Below are 21,957 nucleotides of genomic sequence, written 5' to 3'. Positions count from 1 at the left end.
GATAAGTTCCTTCGCTGCGCTCAGGATGACATACAACCATGAATAAATTCATTTCGGGCATTGTTGCCTTCTCGCTGAAGAATCGGTTTTTCGTCTTTTTCATGACGGCGCTGCTGGTGGCTGGGGGCGCCTACAGCTACGTGCACACGCCCATTGAGGCATTTCCAGACGTCACGAACACGCAGATGATAATCGTGTCGCTCTGGCCTGGCCGCTCGGCCGAGGAGGTGGAACGCTTTGTGAGCACGCCCATTGAGGTGGCCATGAACTCGGTGCAGATGAAGAGCAACATGCGCTCCATCAGTATGTTCGGCTTGTCGGTGCTCAAAATAAACTTCGAGGACAACGTGGAGGATTTCTTCGCTCGCCAGCAGGTCAATAACCTGTTGCAGAGTGTGAACCTGCCGCCGGGCTGCGAGTCGAACGTGCAGCCCCCGTACGGCCCCACGGGCGAGATTTTCCGCTACACGGTGCAGAGCCGTACCCCGCGCACCACCAACGAATTGCTGGCCATTCAGGACTGGGTAGTGGAGCGGCAGCTCAAGTCGGTACCCGGTGTGGCTGATATTGCAGCCTTCGGCGGCACCCGTAAAATCTACGAAATCAGCGTGAACCCCGCCATGCTGGCCAAGTACGACATGACCCCCCTGGAGGTGTACGATGCCGTGCAGAAGTCGAACCTGAACGTGGGCGGCGACGTGATAGAGAAGAACTCGCAGAGCTACGTGGTGCGCGGCATCGGCCTGCTAACCAAGCCCGAAGACATCGGCAACATCATCGTGAAGGACCAGAACGACGTGCCCATCCTGGTGCGCAACGTGGCCCAGGTAACGGAGAGCAACGCCCCGCGCGTGGGCCAGGCCGGCCTCGACGACCAGAGCGACGTGGTAGAGGGCATCGTCATCATGCGCAAGGGCGAAAACCCGGCCGAGGTGCTGGGCCGCGTCAAAGCCAAAATCGCGGAGCTCAACGAGAAGGTGCTGCCCGAGGGCGTGTACCTGAAAACGTTCTACGACCGCGACGTGCTGATGGACCACTGCACGCACACCGTGATTCACAACCTGATTGAGGGCATTGTGCTCGTGACGGTGATTGTGCTGCTGTTTATGGCCGACTGGCGCACCACCCTCACAGTGGGCATTGTGATTCCACTGGCGCTGCTGTTTGCCTTTATCTGCCTGCGCCTGAAGGGCATGAGCGCCAACCTGCTGAGCATGGGCGCCATCGACTTTGGCATCATCATCGACGGGGCCGTCGTCATGGTCGAGGGCATATTTGTGGTGCTCGACCACAAGGCCCACCAGGTGGGCATGGAGAAGTTCAACAAGCTGGCCAAGCTGGGCATGATTAAGAAAACCGGCGGCGAATTGGGCAAGGCCATTTTCTTCTCCAAGCTGATTATCCTGACCTGCCTGCTGCCCATCTTCTCGTTTGAGAAAGTGGAGGGCAAGATGTTTAGCCCGCTGGCCTACACGCTGGGCTTTGCATTGGTGGGCGCGCTTATTCTCACGCTTACGCTGGTACCGGTGCTGTGCTCGCTGCTGCTCAACAAAAACGTGAAGGAGAAGCACAACCCGGTGGTGAACTTCTTCGACCGCATCGTGACCGGCGCGTTTGCCTTCACCTACCGGCACAAGCTGCTGAGCGTGGGCACGGCGCTGGCAGTGGTGGCGCTGGGTTTGTACTCGTTCAAGTTCCTGGGCTCGGAGTTCTTGCCGGAGCTAAACGAGGGCGCGCTTTGGGTGGAAACCAAGCTGCCCATGTCGTCGTCGCTGACGGAAACCAACAAGATGGCGGCCAACTACCGCCGAATTCTGCGCTCGTTTCCGGAGGTGACATCGGTGCTCTCGCAAACCGGCCGCTCCAACGACGGCACCGACCCCTCGGGCATCTACTACGTGCAGGCCCAGGTCAACCTCAAGCCCAAGGAGGAGTGGAAGCGCAACATCACCAAGGAGCAGCTGATTGACGAGATGGACAAGAAGCTGAAAGAGTACCCGGGCATCGTGTTCAACTACTCGCAGCCGATTATCGACAACGTGGAAGAGGCCGTGGCGGGCATCAACGCCGCCCTGGCCGTGAAGATTTTCGGCAACGACCTCAAGGCGCTCGATGGCAAGGCCAACGAAGTAATGAAGGTGCTGAGCACGGTGCCGGGCGTAAAAGACCTAGGCATATTGCGCAACCTGGGCCAGCCCGAGATGAGCGTGAAGCTCGACCAGACCCGCATGGCGGCCTACGGCGTGCAAACCGCCGACGCGCAGACCGTAGTGGAAATGGCCGTAGGCGGCAAAGCCGCGACGCAGATATATGAAGGCGAGCGCAAGTTTGACGTGACCGTGCGCTACCCAAAGCAGGACCGCGACACCGAAGCCAAAATAGGGGAGCTGCGCGTGCCCACCATCCGGGGCAGTAAGGTGGCACTGAAGGAAATAGCCACCATCAAAACCGAAAACGGCCCGGCCTTCGTGTACCACGACAACGGCCAGCGCTTCATCGCTGTGAAGTTCAGCATCCGGGACCGCGACATGGGCTCCACCATTGCCGAGGCCCAGAAGAAGATGGACAAGGCCATCAAGCTCGACAAGGGCTACCGCATTGAGTGGGCCGGCGAGTTTGAAAACCAGGTGCGCGCCACCAAGCGCCTAACCCAAGTGGTGCCAGTGTCGCTGGTCATCATCTTCATTTTGCTGTTCATCACCTTCGGCAACGGCAAAGATGCGGCCCTGGTGCTCACCAACGTGCCGTTTGCGCTAATCGGTGGCATCGCGGCGTTACACCTCACGGGCGTGAACTTCAGCATCTCGGCGGGCATCGGTTTCATCGCCTTGCTTGGTATATGTATTCAGAACGGCATTGTGCTAATTACGGTGTTCAAAGAGAATCTGCGGAAAAAGATGAGCTTGGCCGAAAGCCTCCGCCTGGGCGTGGCCTCCCGCGTGCGCCCCGTGGTGATGACGGCCCTCATGGCCATGATTGGCCTATTCCCGGCCGCGCTCAGCACCGGTATCGGCTCCGAAACACAGAAGCCCTTGGCCATTGTGGTGATTGGCGGGCTGGTGACGGCTACGGTACTAACGCTCCTGATTTTCCCGCTAATCTTCGCCTTCTTCTACCGCGAAATGCACCAGGACGGCCCCACGCCGGAGCAGGTAGAAGCAGCGCGGCCGGTGCTGGTAGGCGCGTAGCAGCGTATTATGACACAACAAGTAGCGCGGACTTTGTAGTCCGCGTCCCAGAACGAGCTTGCGGCTCGGGGACGCGGACTACAAAGTCCGTCTTACTTTTTGCTACAGAAATAACAACGCTTAAGCAAACCAGTTGTTCTCCGGGCAACGTATTCTTGCCCAATAATCTCCTCGTTAATCCCTTAAAATGGCTTCTCCCGACACGCATGCCCAGGTCCAGGACTACTACGGCACCCAACTGCAAACCAGCCAGGACCTGCTCACCAATGCCTGCTGCACCGACGATATTCCGCTGGCCCACCGCCGCATTCTGGCTCAACTCGCACCCGAGGTGCTCGACAAATACTACGGCTGCGGCGTGTGCGTGCCCGATGCCATTGAGGGCCTCACGGTGCTGGATTTGGGCAGTGGGTCGGGCCGCGACGCCTTCCTACTCTCCAAACTGGTGGGCGAAAACGGCCGCGTTATCGGCGTCGACATGACGGAGGAGCAGCTCGACGTAGCCCGTCGCCACGTTGAATTTCACACCGAAAAGTTTGGCTACGCCCAGCCCAACGTGGAGTTTCGCCACGGCTACATCGAAGATTTGCTAGCCGCCGGCCTGCCCGACAACAGCGTGGACCTCGTGGTAAGCAACTGCGTGCTCAACCTCAGCACCGACAAGGAGGCTACCTACCGCGAGATTTTCCGGGTGCTCAAGCCCGGCGGTGAGCTGTTTATCGCTGACGTGTTTGCCGACCGTCGCGTGCCGGAAGCCCTGCGCCAGGACCCGATTCTCTACGGCGAGTGCCTGAGCGGCGCGCTCTATACCGAGGATTTCCGGCGCCTGCTCCTGAGCCTGGGCGTACACGACTACCGCCTGTTTTCCAGCCGCCGCCTCACCATCAACAACCCCGAAATCGAAGCCAAAGTCGGCAACATCGGCTTCTACTCGTTCACGGTGCGCGCCTTCAAGCTCGACCTGGAAGACCGCTGCGAAGACCACGGCCAGGTAGCCACCTACCTGGGCACCGTGCCCGGCCAGCCCACCCAGTTTGTGCTCGACGACCACCACACCTTCGAGACTGGCCGGCCCATGCTGGTGTGCGGCAACACCGCCGCCATGGTCAGCGACACGCGCTACGCACCGCATTTCCAAGTGGTCGGCGACAAAAGCCGGCACTTTGGCTTGTTCGATTGCGGCCCGGCACCGGCCACAGCCAAGGCCTCGGGCGAAGCAGTGGGCGGTAGCTGCTGCTAGGGTCTGTGCCTGATAAAAGCAGGGCTTCTCATAAAAGAACGGTCATGCTGAGCGCAGCCGAAGCATCTCTACCGCGTAAGTAATTACTCCCGTGGTAGAGATGCTTCGGCTGCGCTCAGCATGACCGTTCTTTTATTTGGCAATACGAGTCGCCCACTACCGCGTTAGGCGGGCTTTCAGGTTGGCCATCAGGGTAGTAAGCTCGGGCGCGGTGCGGGTGAGCAGAACGCCCGCGCCGTATACCACCGTGAGAATGCTGCCGCGCAGCAGCAGCGTGAGCCAGGCGTTGGGCAATTCGGGTGGGGCCCAGGCGGCCAGGCCCGCCACAGTGGCCACCGCCAGAATGCGCGCAATGCGGCCATCAAACGGCTGCATGCCGTAGGTGCGCCACACAAACCAGGTGCGCGCCGTGTTGATGCCGACCAGCGCAATGCAGTAAGCCAGGGCCGCGCCGGCCAGCCCCAGCCACGGAATCAGTAACCAGTTGAGCACGACCACGGCAGCGGCAAGCGAGATGTTGAAAACCAGGTCGAAGCGGTAGCGGGGCGAGGTGGCCACGATGATGCCGTTGACGCCCGTGATGCCATCGACCAACCGGCCGGCCAGCAGCAGGAGCACGGCAGTGGTGCCCGCGGCGTATTCCGGCCGGTGAATCAGCCCGTAGATAAAGTTCAGATTCAGCCCAATGCCCAGGGCCAGGTAGCAGCCCAGCAGCGTGTTGATGCGGGTGCTGCGCCGGTAGAAGTCGGCCATCTTGGCCATGTCGCCTTCCTTCCAATACTCGGCGATAAGCGAGAAAGCCGTTTTGTACAGTGCCCGGAAAGGCAGCACCAGCGCCGTGCTCACGTTGGTGGCAATGAGGTAGATGCCGGCCATGGCAAAGCCTTTTTTGGTGCCCACCATGAGGCTGTCGATGTTGAGCAGCACCGTGCCCGAAATGTTGCTCAGCAGCACAAAAGCCCCGAAGCCCAGCATCTCACGTAGCGGCTTGATGCGCAGGGCCGCCCGCGTGGGGCGCAGGTGCAACTCGCCGATGGCCGCCAGGTAGGCCGCGAGCAGCAGCGCCACCACGGCATACGCCCCCACATACGCCAGCACGAAACCGTGAAAGCTCAGGTAGTCCTGGCTATATGCCACGGCCGCGCCCACCAGCATGAGCCGCAGCAGAATCTCCTGGCAAAACGAGGAAAAAGACGTGTGAAACAGCGAGCGCAGGTACGCATCCTGCAGCGAGCCCAGCATAATGCAGCCCGCCAGCCCAATGGCCGCCAGATAGTGAGGCGCCAGCAAGTCCGCATCGCCCTTGGCATACCACTGCAACAGCAGCGGCTTACCCACCCACATCAGCAGCGCCACCATCCCAAAGCCGATGAGTGGTGGGCCAAGCAGCAGTGGCAGAAAACCCGCGTGGTTGCGCCCCTGGTTGCGGAAAAAAGGGAAGTAGCGCATGCCGGCATTCGCAAAGCCAAAAGCCGCCACCTGCGCCCCAATAGTAGCCATGGGTACCAGCACGCTGCCCACCAGGCCAATCTGAGCCGGCGAGAGCAGCCGCGGCAACACCAGAATGGTATTGGCAAAGCCAATGGCCAGGCCCACATAAGAAATCAGGGTGTTGCGGATGCCCTGGCGTTGAACGATGCCCAAAAGAGTGCGGGAATGAGGAAGTGAAGAAGTTGGGCTAAACAGAAAACTGCTGGCAGATTTCGCGCCCAGTGAGGAAGGCAGCGCCCCGCTGGCTTAGGTGCTGCATGATTTCGTGAAACTGGCGGGGGCCGGTGGTTTCGTTGGCGGGGTCAAAGTTCTCATTGTGCCAGAGCACCGAGGCTACCCCGGCAAACTTCTCAATTTCAGCAAATAGCGGAGTCAAAGCCGGCAGAATTTCTTCCGGGCCCAGCTGCAGGTAGTTGGGGTGGTGCAGGGTGGCATCCATCACATTGAGCGGGATTTCCAGGAAGTGGTGGCTGGTGCCGGTTTCGAAGTTGAAGGGGTAGAAGGGATGGCAGTAGGAGTTGCGAAAGCCGAAATGCTCGGCAAAGCCCAGCGTGGAATCGTAGGCAAAGCCGGCTTTATCGACTACAGCGGGCGTGCGCCGGGGCTCCCAGCGCAGGTAATGAAAACGCAGCCCCAGTGGCTCAATTTGCAGGGAGTGGAGCTCCTGCGTAAGTTGCCGCGCCTCGGTAGCCGTGCCAATGCTGCCGTGCAGGCCCAGCTCACAGCCCTGCTTTTTTAGCTCAACGAAACGTTGGCGTAGCTGCGGCGTGAGTTGGTAATCTGCGTTGGGAGTGCCATCGGCGCCCAGCTGGTGATTCGGCAGGATAAAAAAAGTAGACTTCGCGCCGTGTGCGGCCGTGGCTTTCGCCACCGCTTCCAGGTTGTCCCAGGCGTCAGGCCGGGTGAGATGCTGCCAAACCTTGCGGCCAAAATCAGCCCAATTTCGCTGCTGCAAGGCAGCTTTCGCGGAGGCTTTCCAGCCGCTGCGCAGGTTGTCTATGTCGTGGCTGATAAAGGCGGCGAATGGGGCTTTTTCAGCCCAGTTTCTTAGCTGAAGCTTTTGGCCAGTTACGTGTTCGATGGCCGTCTTCAGCACGTCGAAATAATAATTGACTACTGGCAAAGCCACAATGCCATACCGCTTTTGCACGCTTTCGGCATATGGAAACCGCCCGTGCCAGTCGCGCGCAGCCGAAAAGTATTCTTGCCAACCGCTCAGCAGGTAAAAGGCGGCAGCAATGATATCAGCATTGATAGTGGCGCGTCCCGGGCTCAGCTCCAGCAACGGCGCCTCTGGGGCAGCATCAAAAAAGAACGGCACCGACTGCCCCCGCCACTCGCGCCAACTAGGTGCCTCCGGATACGGCGTGGTGCCACTAAAGAAGTCGTATGTGCAATCAACCACCCTCACTCCATTCGGAGAGGAATTATGCCCAATTTCTACTGTCGGTGCATCTGGGTAAGCGAGCCGAAAGTGCTGTAGCACATAAGCCAAGCGCATAGTAGCGGTAGGGCATGTAGAGGCAGGCACGGGCAAGGACTCGGATAAAATAAGGGCAGCCATTGCAGCGAAGTTAGGTGAGGCACTCACCTAGTTAGCGCAGCACTTCCAGCCAACCTTTGTAAAGGTACTTGGTGGCTGGATGGCGCAGCAAGACGTAGTACAAGCCCGGGGCCGCGTCCGAACCCCAGTCGTTGTGGTAGTTCGCGGTTCGGAAAACGGCGCGCCCCCAGCGGTTATAAATGTCCAGGGCCCAGCCTTCGCCTTTCAGCCCCTGCACGGCAAACCGGTCGTTGCGGGTATCGGCATTGACCGTGATGATGTTTGGCACCTTCACGCAGGAATTTTGTGAAATGGTACGCTCGGCTCTCTGTTCGCCGCAGGCCGTGAGTACCAGCAGGGTATAGTATCCGGCGGCCCGCGCCAGTAGTTGCCGGCCTGTGGAGCCATCGGACCACTGATAGCGCAGCCCCGGCCCGGCGGGCCCCTGCAAGAGTAGTTGGTCGCCCTCGCAAAGCGTGGTGTCGACGCCAAGGGTAAAGGCGGGCGGCATGGCTGCGTTCATCCGGACTTCGCGCCGGGCCGTGGTGGTGCAGCCTGGCCCGAAGGTAGCCGTCACCGAATACACCCCTGGTTGGGCAACCAGCAGGATGGGCGTGGTGGCCCCGGTGCTCCAGCGGTAGGCAGTGGCGCCAGCGGCACTGGCCGTAAGAGCAGTGTTTTTGCCGATGCATAGGCTCGAATCGCCGCTGATGGCCATTGCAGGCACCGCGGCCGCCCGCACGGTGCGGCGCAGCATCCGCGAGCAGCCCGAGGGGTAGCTGACCCGGACCGTGTAGGTGCCGGGCACGACGTTCGCCAAGGTGGCAGTACTTGCACCGGTATTCCAGAGTATGCTGCTACTACCAGGAGCCATTACACCAAGCTGCGTGCGGCCGCCTGTGCACACCACCGAGTCGCCCGTGATGGCCGCGGTAACACCCACGCTTTCTGTCAGAATGTGCTCGCTACGGTAAAGCGTAGTGGGTACCAGCAGCGATGTAGCGGTAGTAGCTAGCTGAACAGGCAAAGTCCACTGCATTTCGTTACTCAGCCGGGTATACGCGTTGCGGCAAGCCGGCCCAGTGGCCGGGCTGATGCGCAGGGAGTAGCTGCTCGTGCTGGGGTCGCCGACGGTAAAGACGCCGAAGTAAGTTGCCGCGGCCGGCCCCGCCGGCGCAATGGATGGCGCTTCGTTGACGCAGTAAATGTGCACGCCCCTCGTCGGTGCCGAAATGTTGTCGATAAAGATGGTATCGCCCTCCACAGAAGTTATTTGCCACCGTCGATTCAACGGAGTCCACACGTCCTGGTAGACGGCCATCGAAACGTCCCCTATAGGTGCGCCGGAGGTACGCCACGGATTGCTGCCGAAGTTGATGAGGACACCATCGGCTGGGCGCGAGCCGTTGTCAACCAAAGTGGTGCCGCTGCTTAGGTCAAAGCGGTAATTGAAACACAGGGCCGGCGGCGCGGTGGTGTACTTGCTGCACATCCGTTGTTGGATGTCGTATTGATTCCATGGATAAAGGCCGATGAGCACCTCGTCGATTTCCCCGCTGAAAAAGTGTCCGTTTGGCACGTAGTCACACCCGATGAGAAGGGGAGCGGAACTGGCCAGTCCCGCGCTGGCACCTGAGTAGGTTCCCAAGTTTTCCAGGATGCCGTCCACGATAATCAGCCAAGTGTTCTGGTTGCAGGTGCCCGCTACATGGTGCCAGCGCCCGTCGTCGATGCGGGAGGTGGAGAAGCCCGAGCTCAGGAGCTGGCCCGACCCGTTTCGTCCGCTAAAACCCGCTTTGCCACCCGAGGTGAACAGGTAAAACCCTTTGTCCACGGCACCGCCATCCGAAAATTTACTTACAATGCCTTGATAAGCGGAGCTTTGGGTTTTTACCCAGGCACTCACATTCAAGGTCTGGCGTATTTCGCGATTGGTGGGGCCACAATCCACGTAGCTGCTGGTGCCGTTAAACAGCAGCGAATTGCCTGAACCTGGCAACGACACCGCCTGTGCCAAAGCCTGTTGGCAAGGAAGCCCCAGCGCCAAAAACAGCAGCAGTGCAAATGCCTGGTAAATACGAAGGAAACGTAGTGCGGTAGAGTAGGCGGGCAGCGCCAGCATAAGTACAGAAGATATAGGAGCGGCCAAAGCTACCCAATCCATTCTGAAAGAATGGTGGCGGCTAATTGCTGGCTATTTCCCTCGTAGGGCGTGCCCAGGGTGGCGTTGTAGTAAGCGGCGCGGCGGTACAAGTCGGCGGGTTTGTGCTGGGCGTATCGGCGCAGTGCTGCCGCTAGCTCCACCGGGTTGTTGGCGCGTTCTACCAGTCCGTGGGCGGCGTAGCCGTAGTAGTCGTCGGTGTGCGGGTTGGTACTGAAGCGGTAGTAGATGCTTGCTACATTCAGCAGCGTGGCTTCTAAGTGGGTGGAAGTATCGGCGGCTACCAACGCATCCTGTCGCAACAGGAAATCGAAGACGTTTTCTTCTCGCGCGCTCGACCATTGCAATTTGGGCAGCAACTTACGCAACGGCTCAAAGTCGCGTCCGTCGCTGGGGTGGGGGCGCAGGGTGAACGTGAGCTCCGGTAGCTCGCGCAGCAGGTATACCAGCGCCTCGGTCAGTGGGCCAAGCGGGTCATGGATGTTGCAGGCCACGCCGACCCGGCGCACGGCGGGCGCGGTGTTGCGCCGGGAAAGGTAGGCATCGGCTTTAGGCATGCCCACCAGCTCAACCTGGCCTTCCACGGGGCCGCAGAGGCGGTATTTATCCAGTGCGTCCTGGCCTTCCAGCAGGCTGAGGTCGAAGCCTAGGGGGGGGAAATTGGCACTTACGCTGGCGTGTTGTACGTAGGCCGTGGGCACGCCCTCGGCGCGGCAGGCTAACAGCAAGGAACGGGTGTCGTCGTTGTGGTCGTTGGAAAAAACCACTGCCCGCGGCCGGTAATGGCGCAGGGCCCGGCGGTAGACCTCGTAGTAGCCGATGGCGTAAAAAATGAAGTCGAAAAACCGCCAGGCGCGTGCGCCATCCGTGCGCAGCATCCCAATCAGCGCCAGTGGAAATTGCCAGTAATACAACAGCTTGCGGCGCAATGAGAGCCGGTTCACCGTGGCATTATACCGGCCGATATTCTTGGCTTGGCCCGCCACTAGCATGGCATCGGGCCGGGCTTGCTTGATGAATTCCAGCGCGTCGTAGTTGTTGGCGCTCACCACGTACAGCCACACTTTGCCGTGCAGGTCTTCCCGATTCCGGATGGGCTGGAAGATGTTGCCCACCAGCCGCAAGCCCGCGTAGCCCAGCACCCGCGCCAGCCGTTTGAGCGGATTGGCCGGCGAAATACTGGCCAGGGCGGCTGGTGGCAGCGCCGCAAACACCGCTGTGAAGCGCAGCTGCAGAATGTCGCGCAGCCGCGGGATGAGTGGCAACGTACGCGGTGGCATTAGAGCGCCTCCCACGTCAGGGGCGTGCCGGGCTTCAGGTCGCGGGTGGCTTTGCGGCCCAGCACCACGTCCCAGTGCCGGGGCCAGAGGCCGTCGCCGGGGCGGATAATTTTCAGGTTGTCGGTCGTGAAAGCTTCGCCGGCCGCGATAGGCTTGGCTACGTAGATGCTGCGTTTGTAGAGCCGGCTTTTTTCTTCGCCGGTCTGGATGCAGAGCTGCACCGTGCCTAGCGCCTGGTGGGCCCGCTCGGTTTCTTCCACCAGCATTTTCAGCTCGTGGGGCTCCAGCGAAAAGGCGGAGTCCACGCCACCCTCGGCCCGGCTCAGGGTAAAGTGCTTTTCAATGACGCAGGCGCCCAGGGCCACGGCGGCCACGCTCGCGCCCACGCCCATGGTGTGGTCGCTCAAGCCGATGGGGCAGCCGAAGGTTTCGGCCAGCACCGGAATGGTGCGCAGGTTGGTATTGGCCGGCGAGGCAGGGTAGGTGCTGGTGCACTTAAGCAGCACCAGCTCGCGGCAGCCGGCTTCGCGCAATACCCGCACAGCGTCGTCGATTTCGGCTAGGGTGGCGGCACCGGTGCTCACAATAACGGGCTTGCCAGTGGCGGCTACTTTGCGGAGGAGCGGCCAGTGGGCATTTTCAAACGAGGCAATTTTGTAGGCCGGCACGTCCAACTGCTCCAGGAAATCCACCGCCGTCTCATCAAACGGTGAGCTGAACGCCAGCATGCCGTGCTGCCGGGCCCGGGCAAACAGCTCGGCGTGCCACTCCCAGGGCGTGTGGGCTTCCTCGTAGAGCTTATACAAATTCTTGCCTTCCCACAGCGACTGGCCTTCTTCGTCGATGGCAAAGCCAGTGTCCATGGTGATGGTATCGGCAGTGTAGGTCTGCAGCTTGAGGGCATCAACGCCGGCCGAGGCGGCGGCATCTACCAGGGCCAGCGCGCGCTCCAGGCTCTGGTTGTGGTTGCCCGACATCTCGGCGATGATAAACGGCTTGTGCGCCGGCCCCACGGGCTGGCCCCCGATGTTGATTTCGGTCATGTTTTGGCTAAGGCTATTTCGAGCCGCAAAGGTAGGCGCGTCGTCTCGCGAACGGTGCAGTCGGCACGATGGGTCCTATTGCCCCAGCAATTCGGTGACAAACTCCACTGTCAGTTCATCCAAAGTGTGGATGCGCCGGTCGGCTTCGTGGGCGGCATCGGCCTCCAAATGGGCGTAGTTGCCGCGCAAAATGCGAACGGTGCGGAATCCCAGCGGCTTGATGCCCACAAAGTCCTTTCGGGGGTTATCGCCCACGTAGATAACCTGTCCGGGCTCCACTCGCTCGCGCTGGCAAATCAGCCCAAAAACGTAGGGGTCGGGCTTGGCCCGGTGGCGGCCGTAGCGGTTGGTGAGATAGGCATGCCGCACGATGGCAGCCACTTGCAGCGCCACGGCCTTGCGGGCCTGCACTTCCTTGTGCCCATCGGTGACGAGGTACAGCGGCCATGCGGCAAAGCGAGCCAGACACCGCTCCGAGTCCGGGTACAAGGCCAGCTCGGGGCGATGCAGGCGGTAAGCGCGCAGGCAGGCGGCCACCAGGGTCTTGCTCCAGCGGCCGTGCTGGCGCAGCACGTTATCAAATACCTGGCCTCGGCCTTGGGTGCCTTCCTCGGCTATCATGCCGGCGGCCAGCGTTTCGGCCGGCACGCCTAGCAGCGGGCTTAGGAACTCGGCCACGGCCCGAAAACCGCTGTGCACGTAGCTCAATTCGGGGTAGAGCGTGTCGTCGAGGTCAAAAACGAGAACCGGCATGGCGCGGCTACTGGTGGTTGGCAACGCGGGTCACCACATCGGCGGCCGCCCGCACCTGGCGCAGTGGCCCCGCCGCAGGCTGGAACGGAAACAGGTTTAAATCGGCACCGGCCGCTTCCTGCAAAAACCAGAAAAACGAATCCACTCCGGCCGCGATGCCCAGCGTAGAGGCACCCCCAAAGCGGCAGTTGCACTCAATAATGTGCAGTCCGCCATCGGGGGTGAGCAGGGCTTGTAGTACCAGGGGGCCGTACAAGCCCAGTTTTTCGACGATGGGAATGAGGCGGGCCACCAGTCCGGGGGCGTCCAGCGTAGTCGTTACCTGCGATTCGCCATGAATGATGACGTCGCGGGTGCGGGGTACCAGTCCGCGGACTTTGCCGCGCCGGTCAACGTAGGCATCCACGCTAATTTCCCGGCCCTCGACAAAGGGCTGAAAAATGGGCTCCTGCAGCGCATGCGCATGAGTCAGGGCCGCCGCTTCCGGTAGGTTGAGACCCAGGCTGAGAGAGCCGGCGCCGTGCCTTTCCTTCACCACAAACCCGGGCGTGGCCGAGCCGTGAACATCGGTGGTTATGCCCAGCGCATCCGGCCCCAGGGCGGCTGGGATTATGGGCAAGCCGTTTTCCTGCCCGAAAGTTGAGAACTCCAGCTTGTCAATGCAGCGGTTTACGGCCTCCGGTGCACTCACCAGCACAGCAATGCCGGCTTCGGCCAGCTCGGTGCGGTGCCGGCTCCAGAAGGCCAGCTCGCCGTCGCGGGTGGGTATAATGTGCCCAATGCCATGGTCGAGGCAGTGGCGGATGATATTCGGCAGGTGCTCATCGGCCGTGGCGGGCATTAGCCAGAATTCATCGGTAAAGTGCTGGCCCAGGCATGCATGGTTCATGTCGCCGCCCACCACTTTTATGTCCGGATGCAGGCGTTTGGCGGCTGCCTGCACGGCGCGCACCAAAGGCACCTTGGCCGCTACGCTGCTAATGAGCACATGGCCGGGTGCTTTGGCGGTTGGGGCATTCACCCGGGCTTGCTCGTAGGCGATGATTTCGGGGATGGCCGTTTCCAAGGTCGTCGGCGGCAGCCAATCAATCTGGCTCGACCACAGCGTCATATCGGCCTGCGAGGCTTCGAAGGGAATATCCGACGCCACGTACTTGGCCCGTAGGTCGGGGAAGTTTTGCTTCAGCACATCCACTACGTCGCTTACGCGGCGGGCGCGGCCAGTGCCTAGGTTGATGATGCCCGTGACAGTTTCGGCCGCGGCAAGGCGGAGCAGGCCCTCGGCCGTGTCGGCAGCGTAGAGATAGTCGAAGTACGACTCGGCGCCATAGACCGTGATTTCCTCGCCGGCCAGCAGCATGCGCACCCAGCGTGAAGTGATATCGCGCCCGTTGCGGCCGTAGCCGCGGTAGATGCGCGGAATAGCCGTGCTGAACTGCTCGGCCCGAAAGGTTTGCAGGAAGCGTAGCTCAATTTCGTGCGCCAGTTTGGCCATGCCCGTCAGGTTGCGGGGCAGGATGGGGTCGTCTTCGCGCAAGCTGCGGGCCTGGGCCGGCACCTCGGCAAAGTTGTACAGCGCGGGGTCGTAGATGAGGTAGCTCGAGGCAAACACCACTCGGCGCAGCGAAGGCAGGTCCTTCTGCACCGTCATCAGGTGATGGCTAAGGCGTACGTTGTGCTGAAAGTTTTCCTCCCAGAAACCATAAGTTTCCGTCGAGCGCTCAAACGTGGCCGCCAGATGGATAAACAGGTCGGGCCCAAAAGCGCCAATTTCCTGCTCAGTGAGGTAGCTGAGGTCGCCCTGGCGGTACTGGAAGCGGGTCGGGAAATCGGCCGGCCGGGGCTTGATGTCACCGACCAGAACCTGAATATCGGCGGGCAAGGTGGCCAGGCGGCGCACCATTTCCTGGCCAATAACGCCAGCGCCGCCGCTGATAAAAATTCGTTTAAAGGGCAGAACCAAAGGTTGTGGCATAGTCGGTGGCCAGTTGGCCGTGCATCAGTGAGTCGGCAAAGGTATCCGGAGCCAGGCGCACGTGCTGGCGCAGGCGTCCTTCGAGCCGAAAGCCCGCTTCTTCCAGAATGGCGACGTGCGCCGTCCGAATGTCATAGGTTTCGGTGAAGAGCCGGTTGAATTTCAACCCAACAAAAGCGGCCTGGCCCAAGAGGCAGAGGTGGGCCCGAAAGTCGTTACGGTAGATTTCCGGCTCCGCAGCCCGCCCGGGTTCGGCTAGAAAGGATACTTCGGCCCGGCTGTCAGCCCAGGAAATGTGCACAAGGCCCCCGTATGCCACTAGCTTGTCGTGGTGCAGTAGGGAAAAAAGCAACTGCCCGGGCTTTTCCTGGTCAAACAAGGGCATTACCACACGCTGGAAATAACCGTCTTGCTGCTCAATCGAGAGTGGCTCGGCTTGGCGCAGTACCTCCAACTGAGCGTTGCGCCAGGCCCGGATGGGCTCCCGGTCTTCGTAGCGAATGGGAATGAGCCGGTAGTCTTCCCAGCGGTATTCGGTTTGGGGGAGGGGGCGGTAGGCAGTCAAGGCAGAGAAACTAGGACATCATCTAATTAGCACGTCAGTCATGCTGAGCGCAGCCGAAGCATCTCGCTCGCATCGTTGAACCGAAGGTCAGCGCAGCTAATGAGTGATTTCGTGACAGCACGCGAGATGCTTCGGCTGCGCTCAGCATGACGTGCTAATTAGAATCAGACAACCATGTACGAAATCAGCGGATTAAGCGGGCTGCGGCGCAGGGCGTAGTTGGCCACGCCGAATACTTCGTCGAAGGCCAGTGTTTCGCCAGGGAATTCCGGGCAGTTAAGCTCATCAAACGCTACAACGGCGCCCTTGGTCAGGCGGGGGCGGATGGCTTCGAGGCAGGCCTTGGTGGGGGCGTAGATGTCGAAATCGAAATAGGCGAAGGCGATGACGGTTTCGGGATGGTCCTTCAGGTAGCGGGGCACGGTTTCGGAGGCGTCGCCGGCCACTAGTTCAAACTTGCGCTTGTGCGGAATGGGGCTGTCGGCCTCGTGCAAGGCCAGGATTTGGGTGAGGTATTCCTGGTAATTCTCCGTCACGCCGTAGTCGCCTTCCTTCACTCGGTCGCCGTCCTTGGGGTCGACCGATGGGAATCCTCCGAAGGTGTCGAATCCAATAATTTTGCGGTTGTAATTGAACGGCTCGTAGATGCCGCGCAGTGCATGCATAAGGGCCAGGTTCTGGCCCCAGCGCACGCCAAACTCCATCGCCACGCCGTGTACCGGGATGATTTGCTGGTAGAGCTCGGTGAAAAACAGCAGGCGCGAAAACGTCTGCCGGTTCAGGTATAGCCCCAGGTTGTTGAGCAGCTCGGTGTTGGGAATGGGCGACTCGCGCAGGGTTTGGGCGAAGTTTTCGCGGCGGGCCTGCTCGGGAGCGGAGGCTCCGCTGAGGACGGAAATAGGGGCGGTGGCTGACATAAGAAAAGCTGGGCGGCGACTACGCCGGCTGCAAAAATGCGACAATACTGCGGCCCAAGCCCACGCCGGCCATGGCCTCGTAGTAGGCCGCCACGGCGGGCAGCGGGGCGGTGCGCAGCAACAGGTTGTCTTGCTCGAGGCGGGCGCGGTGGGCAGCTTTGCCGGCCGCACGGTCCATGACGTAGTTAGTAGCCGGGTTTAGCAGATTGATGTCAATCGGTTGGTCACCAATAACTTTTGCCACATGCCAACCGGTGTCCTGGGCCAGGTTGCGCAGGCCGGTTTGGTTAAAGTAAGAGAGGTGGTCGGGCAGCACGACCCAGAACGGCCGGTCGATGTGGCCACCGTCGAGCAAGTGTTGTTGCAGGGCCGAAAAATCGTTGGGCACGTCCACCATCAGCACGCCGTTGGGCTTCACGAGCGTGCGGCAGAGGCGAAGTAACTCGGCGGGCTCGAGTACATGCTCCAGCACGTTGTCCAGCCACAGCACGTCGAACTGCTGGCCCGCTGCCACAAACTTTTCCAGCTCCTCGTACAAGTCGCCGGTGCGCAGCCGCTCCCGCAGGGCCGGATGAAACTTCTCCAGGCTGAAGCTGCTGAAATCCAGCCCAAGTACGTCCCAGCCCTGGCGCTGAAAATAATCCAGGGCCCAGCCTTCGCCGCAGCCGATGTCGAGGAAAGACCCAGTGGGAAGTTGAGCTAAATCAGTTGCTCCAGTAGCAGTTGCATCAGTGGCGCCTGCGCCTTGATTGCGCAAATCTGCCAGCACCCAGTGCCGCAGTTTCAGCTTCCCCTCAATGTGCTCCAGTTCCTCGGGCGGGTAGGAGGCTTGGTAGGTGGTTAGATTTTCCTGGTAGTAGCGCTGGGCGTAGTATTCGCGCAGCTCCTCCGGCGTGGGCTTGTGCTTGATTTCGTAAAAGCCAAACTCGTTCAGGCGCAGGGTATCGGGCAGGTTCATGTGGTTTTTTGCTCGATGTGCGCATTCAGGGCCATGATTTCCGGGTGCGCTTCGAGCAGGGCCAGCAGGTCGGCTACGCCCAAATCGGCCGCGCCGTACTGCTCAATCAAGGCGCGCAGTACTTCGTAGTCTTCGGCCGTGTCGAGCGTGATGCGGAAGCGGCTGAAATCGCCGCCGGGCCACACTTCGTCGCGGTAAATCACGCGGCCGGCCGCGGCCGGATTGGCTTTGATATAGGGCGTCACGTGCTCCCGCTCGTAGGGCGAAGTAGCGTTGGCATAGGCCTCGGCCAGTAGCTCCATCGAGAAAATCTCAAAGTCGAGCCCCCGGGGAAAGGTGCGGACAATGGAATTGGAGCGGTACACCAGCGGGTTGCCTTCCTCGAGGTAGCGGGCCACGGCGGCGCCAATCAGGGGGCCGTCAACCAGCGGGCAGTCGCTGGTGACGCGCACAATTACGTCGAGGCCGAATTTTTGAGCCGTTTCGTAGTAGCGGGCCAGCACGTCGGCTTCGCTGCCGCGGTGGTAGGGCAGGTGGTTGGCTTCTGCGTAGGCGGCCAGCACGTCGTCGGCTGGCTCGGTGGTGGTGGCTAGGATGACGGGCAGGCCGCTTTGGCGCAGCCGGGCCACGTGGTAGTCGAGCAAGGGGCGGCCCGCGGCGGGCAGCAGCACCTTACTTGGTAGCCGGGTGCTGCCCATCCGCACCTGCGAAATAATACCGGCGCGTTGCATTAGGCGTTGGTTTTTTCGAGCAGGTACACCACGTCCTGGTTGCCGCGCTCAGCGTCCTTGATGTAGGGGTAGAGCTTCTGCTTCACGAGGCGCAGCTCCGGGAAATTATTCAGGAAGACTTGGGCAAAGTCGGTTTTCCAGAGGAAGCCTTCGTTGCCGCGGTACTTGATGGGAGTGGTTTCGGGCGCGTAGTACTCGTAGCCCATGATGTAGCGGCCGGAGCAGCGCACCATTTCGCCCATGATGCGCGGCAGGTCTTCGGGTGCGATGTGAATGAGCACGCCGTTGGTGCACACCACATCAAAGTAATTGTCCTTGAACGGCAGGTCGAAGCCGCTGCCTTGCAGAATGTTGACCCCCCGTACAAAGTCGCGCGCCTTCTCCACGGCGTACTGCTGCAGCTCAATGCCATATAGGTTGGTGAAGCCGGCCGCTTGTAAACCTACCAGTTGCATGCCGGTGTTGCAGCCCACTTCCAGAATGCGGGCATCGCGCGGCAGGTCGCCGAGAAATTCGGCGTTCATTTCCAGCTTGGTGTGGCCGTAGAGGTCGCGGTAAAACGCGTTCCACTCATCGAGCGGACGGGAGTTGCGGTCGGTGTATTCCCGGCCGAAATCGCCGGCCCAGAAATCTTCTTGTTGGGTATTCAAAATCAGTTTTGAGTGTTGAATGTTAAGGGTTGAGTTTTAAATATTGATTGGAAAGGCTTACAAAAAGGCCATTCAACACTCAACATTCAACACTCAAAAATTCCGAAATGCACGCTACCACGTAATCCTGTTCTTCATCCGTTAGGGTCGGGAAAAGGGGGATGCTGAGGCAGTGGGCATAGTATTCTTCCGCCAGCGGAAAGTCGCCGGCCTTCCAACCCAAGCCCTCGTAGTAAGGCATGCGGTGTACCGGGATGTAGTGCACTTGGGCAAAAATCTGCTTGGTTTTGAGGAAGTCGTAGAGGCCTTTGCGGTCGGCTACTTCGATGACGTACAGGTGGTAAGCGTGGCCTTTGCGGCCGGGAGCCAGCACCGTCACGCCGGGCACTTGGGCAAATGCTACGTGGTAGCGGGCGGCGAGCAAGCGGCGGCGGGCCAGGCCGGCATCGGCGCGGGTTAGCTGGCTGAGGCCGAGGGCGCAGTTGAGGTCGGGCAGGCGGTAGTTGTAGCCCAATTCCTGCATTTCCATGTACCAGCCGCCATCGGGCTCGCGCTTGAGGTCGGCCGGGTCCCGCGTTATGCCGTGGGTGCGCAGGCGGAGCAGGTGATGAAACAGCTGCTCGCTGTTGGTGGTAATCATGCCGCCTTCGCCGGTGGCAATGTGCTTGACCGGGTGGAAGCTGAAGATGGCCAGGTCAGCAAAGTTGCCATTGCCGCAAAGCTGCTCCTGGCCCTGGGAGTCAATGAAAAAACCGCCCGGTGCGTGGCAGGAGTCTTCAATTATCCAAAGGCCGTATTGGTCGGCCAACTGCCGGGTGGCTTCCAAATCCACGGCTAGGCCGGCAAAATCCACGGGAATTATGCCCGTGAAATGGCCCTTAGGGTGCGCTTCCAACAGGGCCTGTACTTGAAGCAAATCGATAAGCCCGGTGGCCGGGTCGATGTCCGCAAAGTGAACCTCGCCGCCGCAGTAGCGCACGCAGTTGGCCGAGGCCGAGAACGTGAGCGGCGTGGTGATAACGCGCTGGCCCGCCTGCACTTTAAGTGCCATGGCGCAGAGGTGCAGGGCAGCCGTACCGTTGCTCACGGCCACGGCATATTTAGCTCCTACGTAAGCAGCGAATTGCTTCTCGAACTCGGCCACCGTGGGCCCCTGCGTGAGGTAATCGGCGTGCAGGGCCGCCGTCACGGCCGCTACATCCGCATCGGTGATGTTCTGACGGCCGTAGGGCAGGGCGCGAGTGGGGTGGAAGGCTGATTCGGACATGGGGCCAGCAGTAAAATTAGGCCTGAAAGTCCGCGTCTACGTGCAGCCGGATTTCGTCCCGAATCTGCTCGGCGTTGAGCCATTCCTGGTTGTTGGCCGAGTCATACTGGAAGCCTAGCGGCACGCGCTTGCCGTTGAATTCGGCAATGAACTTGTCCACGTCCCAGGTCGGCATCGACGGCAGGATGACGTAGTAACGGTCCAGCTCCACGGTGCTCAGGGCGTCGGTCTCGGTAATCATGGCCTCGTGTAGCTTCTCGCCGGGGCGGATGCCCACAATCTTCTGCTCGCACTCCGGGCCGATGGCGCGTGCCACTTCCGTGATTTTGTAGCTCGGGATTTTCGGTACAAAGATTTCGCCGCCCCAGGAATGCTCCAGCGCATACAGCACCAAATCGACGCCTTCTTCGAGCGAGATGTTGAAGCGCGTCATGTCTGGGTGGGTGATGGGCAGCACGCCGGTGTGGCGCTGCTGCAAGAAAAACGGCACCACCGACCCGCGCGAGCCGATTACGTTGCCGTAGCGCACCACTGAAAAGCGCAGGTCGCGCGCGCCTTTCATGTTGTTGGCAGCCACAAACAGCTTGTCCGAGCACAGCTTGGTGGCGCCGTAGAGGTTGATAGGGGCGGCCGCTTTGTCGGTGCTTAGGGCCACCACTTCCTTCACGCCGCAGTCGAGCGCGGCGTTGATGACGTTCTCGGCTCCGAAGATGTTGGTCTTGATGCATTCCATCGGGTTGTACTCGGCGGCGGGCACTTGCTTGAGGGCCGCGGCGTGAATCACGATGTCGATGCCCTCGCAGGCGCGGTGCATGCGCTCGGCATCGCGCACATCGCCAATGAAATAGCGGATGGCCGGGTACTTTGTTGGGCTAAACTCCTGGCTCATTTCGTACTGCTTCAACTCGTCGCGCGAGAACACCACGAGGCGCTTTACATGCGGGAATTTTTCGAAAACGGTGCGTACGAATTGCTTGCCGAACGAGCCGGTGCCGCCCGTAACGAGGATGGACTTGTGGTTGAGGTCGAGAGCCATGAAAAAAGGGAAGCCGAATAGGACCACAAAAGTAGTTCAGGCAAGGTTGGCTGCCTTGCCTGCCATAGTGGCGCGGGCTTTTCAGGCGGCCAACTATTTGCCAGTCAATCGGCTGCGTCTTTTGGCTTAACCGGTAATTCCCATGGATTCCTATTCGCAAATCGTTATTTCGGCCGTAGAAGCGGCCCGGCATTCCGTCGTGAAGATTGACGTACGGAAGAAAAACAAGCAGCAAAAACTGGCCCCGGCGGGCTCGGGCTCCGGGTTTTTGTTTTCCACCGACGGCTACGTCTTCACCAACAGCCACGTGGTGCACGGGGCCGAAGACATCCGCCTCACCTTCACCGACGGGGGCGAGCACCCGGCCACGCTGGTCGGCGAAGACCCCGATTCGGACCTGGCCCTGCTGCACACGCCGGCTGCGGGGCACCCGGCCGCCCGTCTCGGCGACTCCTCGGCCATTCAAATCGGCCAGCTTGTCATTGCCATTGGCAACCCCTACGGCTTCCAGCACACCGTAACCAGCGGCGTGGTGAGCGCGCTGGGCCGCACCCTGCGCACCGAAACCGGGCGCCTCATCGACAACATCATCCAGACCGATGCCGCCCTGAACCCCGGCAACAGCGGCGGGCCGCTCATCGATGCCGACGGGCAGGTGCTGGGCGTGAACACGGCCACCATTCGGGGCGCGCAGGGGCTGTGCTTTGCCATTGGCATCAACACGGCCACGACCATTCTGCCGGCCCTGCTCGCCGAAGGACGGGTGCGGCGCGGCTACCTCGGGGTCATGACCCAGCAGATTGCCCTGCACCCGCGGGTAGTGAACTTTCACCAATTGCCCACCCACCAGGCATTGTTTGTGGTAAGTGTGGAGGCGGGCTCACCGGCCGAAGCGGGCGGCCTGCGCGAAGGCGACTTTGTCGTGGCATTTGCCGACCAGCCCGTGGCCAGCAGCGACGACCTGTTCCGGTTGCTGACGCACGAAAAAATCGGGGCCTTTCAGTACCTCACCGTCCTGCGCGGCCAGCAGAAACTAGACTTGCGTATCACGCCCGTAGATAACAGTGCGGGCCAAGCCCGGGTGCGACCGGTAGCCGCGTAGGTAGCTGGAAGTAAGTGTGTCAGTCGTTACTTGGCATGCGGACGAAGCAGATTGTCA

General features: G+C 60.7%; 17 protein-coding genes. 3 read left to right on the top strand and 14 right to left on the bottom strand.

Annotation, left to right across the window (positions count from 1 at the left end):
- Positions 1-38 precede the first annotated feature (38 nt).
- On the top strand, positions 39-3,188 hold the full coding sequence (locus tag LJ738_RS03860) for an efflux RND transporter permease subunit (RefSeq protein ID WP_227784997.1): 3,150 nt from the start codon (positions 39-41) through the stop codon (positions 3,186-3,188).
- A gap of 187 nt (positions 3,189-3,375) precedes the next feature.
- On the top strand, positions 3,376-4,428 hold the full coding sequence (locus LJ738_RS03855) for a methyltransferase domain-containing protein (protein ID WP_227784996.1): 1,053 nt from the start codon (positions 3,376-3,378) through the stop codon (positions 4,426-4,428).
- Between the two features lie 156 nt (positions 4,429-4,584).
- Here LJ738_RS03855 and LJ738_RS03850 read toward each other — a convergent pair whose 3' ends face one another.
- From LJ738_RS03850 to pseB, 14 genes are all read right to left on the bottom strand, one after another.
- Positions 4,585-6,072, bottom strand: coding sequence for an oligosaccharide flippase family protein (locus LJ738_RS03850; protein ID WP_227784995.1), 1,488 nt, complete (start codon positions 6,070-6,072; stop codon positions 4,585-4,587).
- A 34-nt stretch (positions 6,073-6,106) separates the two neighbouring features.
- On the bottom strand, positions 6,107-7,324 hold the full coding sequence (locus tag LJ738_RS03845) for a DUF7033 domain-containing protein (RefSeq protein WP_227784994.1): 1,218 nt from the start codon (positions 7,322-7,324) through the stop codon (positions 6,107-6,109).
- A gap of 190 nt (positions 7,325-7,514) precedes the next feature.
- Positions 7,515-9,584: a LamG-like jellyroll fold domain-containing protein gene (locus tag LJ738_RS03840; protein WP_227784993.1), complete on the bottom strand. Its 2,070-nt coding sequence runs from the start codon at positions 9,582-9,584 to the stop codon at positions 7,515-7,517.
- A gap of 29 nt (positions 9,585-9,613) precedes the next feature.
- Positions 9,614-10,903, bottom strand: a complete 1,290-nt coding sequence (locus tag LJ738_RS03835) for a glycosyltransferase family protein (protein WP_227784992.1) — start codon at positions 10,901-10,903, stop codon at positions 9,614-9,616.
- A complete protein-coding gene (gene pseI / locus LJ738_RS03830) occupies positions 10,903-11,946 on the bottom strand; it encodes a pseudaminic acid synthase (RefSeq protein WP_227784991.1) in 1,044 nt (347 codons plus the stop codon). The genes LJ738_RS03835 and pseI overlap by 1 nt, the downstream gene beginning before the upstream one ends.
- A 75-nt stretch (positions 11,947-12,021) precedes the next feature.
- Positions 12,022-12,699, bottom strand: coding sequence for an HAD family hydrolase (locus tag LJ738_RS03825; RefSeq protein ID WP_227784990.1), 678 nt, complete (start codon positions 12,697-12,699; stop codon positions 12,022-12,024).
- 7 nt (positions 12,700-12,706) lie between these two features.
- A complete protein-coding gene (locus LJ738_RS03820; RefSeq protein ID WP_227784989.1) occupies positions 12,707-14,662 on the bottom strand; it encodes an NAD-dependent epimerase/dehydratase family protein in 1,956 nt (651 codons plus the stop codon).
- Positions 14,646-15,239, bottom strand: a complete 594-nt coding sequence (locus tag LJ738_RS03815; protein ID WP_227784988.1) for a GNAT family N-acetyltransferase — start codon at positions 15,237-15,239, stop codon at positions 14,646-14,648. The genes LJ738_RS03820 and LJ738_RS03815 overlap by 17 nt, the downstream gene beginning before the upstream one ends.
- Positions 15,240-15,403: 164 nt before the next feature.
- Positions 15,404-16,156, bottom strand: a complete 753-nt coding sequence (locus tag LJ738_RS03810; RefSeq protein ID WP_227784987.1) for a class I SAM-dependent methyltransferase — start codon at positions 16,154-16,156, stop codon at positions 15,404-15,406.
- 19 nt (positions 16,157-16,175) lie between these two features.
- Positions 16,176-17,114 carry a class I SAM-dependent methyltransferase gene (locus LJ738_RS03805; RefSeq protein WP_227784986.1) on the bottom strand — a complete coding sequence of 313 codons (939 nt, stop codon included), beginning with the start codon at positions 17,112-17,114 and terminating at the stop codon, positions 16,176-16,178.
- Positions 17,111-17,845, bottom strand: a complete 735-nt coding sequence (locus LJ738_RS03800; protein WP_227784985.1) for a cytidylyltransferase domain-containing protein — start codon at positions 17,843-17,845, stop codon at positions 17,111-17,113. Before LJ738_RS03800 ends, LJ738_RS03805 begins: the two co-directional genes overlap by 4 nt.
- Positions 17,845-18,495 (bottom strand): pseudaminic acid biosynthesis-associated methylase, encoded by a 651-nt coding sequence (locus tag LJ738_RS03795; protein WP_227784984.1) that lies wholly within the window; start codon positions 18,493-18,495, stop codon positions 17,845-17,847. Before LJ738_RS03795 ends, LJ738_RS03800 begins: the two co-directional genes overlap by 1 nt.
- A gap of 79 nt (positions 18,496-18,574) precedes the next feature.
- Positions 18,575-19,762: a UDP-4-amino-4,6-dideoxy-N-acetyl-beta-L-altrosamine transaminase gene (gene pseC, locus LJ738_RS03790; protein WP_227784983.1), complete on the bottom strand. Its 1,188-nt coding sequence runs from the start codon at positions 19,760-19,762 to the stop codon at positions 18,575-18,577.
- Positions 19,763-19,778: 16 nt separating this feature from the next.
- Positions 19,779-20,798, bottom strand: coding sequence for a UDP-N-acetylglucosamine 4,6-dehydratase (inverting) (gene pseB, locus LJ738_RS03785; RefSeq protein WP_227784982.1), 1,020 nt, complete (start codon positions 20,796-20,798; stop codon positions 19,779-19,781).
- 142 nt (positions 20,799-20,940) lie between these two features.
- On the opposite strand from pseB, the gene LJ738_RS03780 reads away from it, so the two are divergent.
- On the top strand, positions 20,941-21,900 hold the full coding sequence (locus LJ738_RS03780; protein ID WP_227784981.1) for a S1C family serine protease: 960 nt from the start codon (positions 20,941-20,943) through the stop codon (positions 21,898-21,900).
- The last annotated feature ends 57 nt before the right edge of the window (positions 21,901-21,957 follow it).

Origin of the sequence: Hymenobacter plasmatis (genome assembly GCF_020711255.1) — a bacterium.
In the GTDB taxonomy this organism is placed as follows: Bacteria; Bacteroidota; Bacteroidia; order Cytophagales; family Hymenobacteraceae; genus Hymenobacter.
The sequence above is the reverse complement of the archived record's forward strand: the minus strand, read 5'-3'. Positions and strand labels throughout refer to the sequence as shown.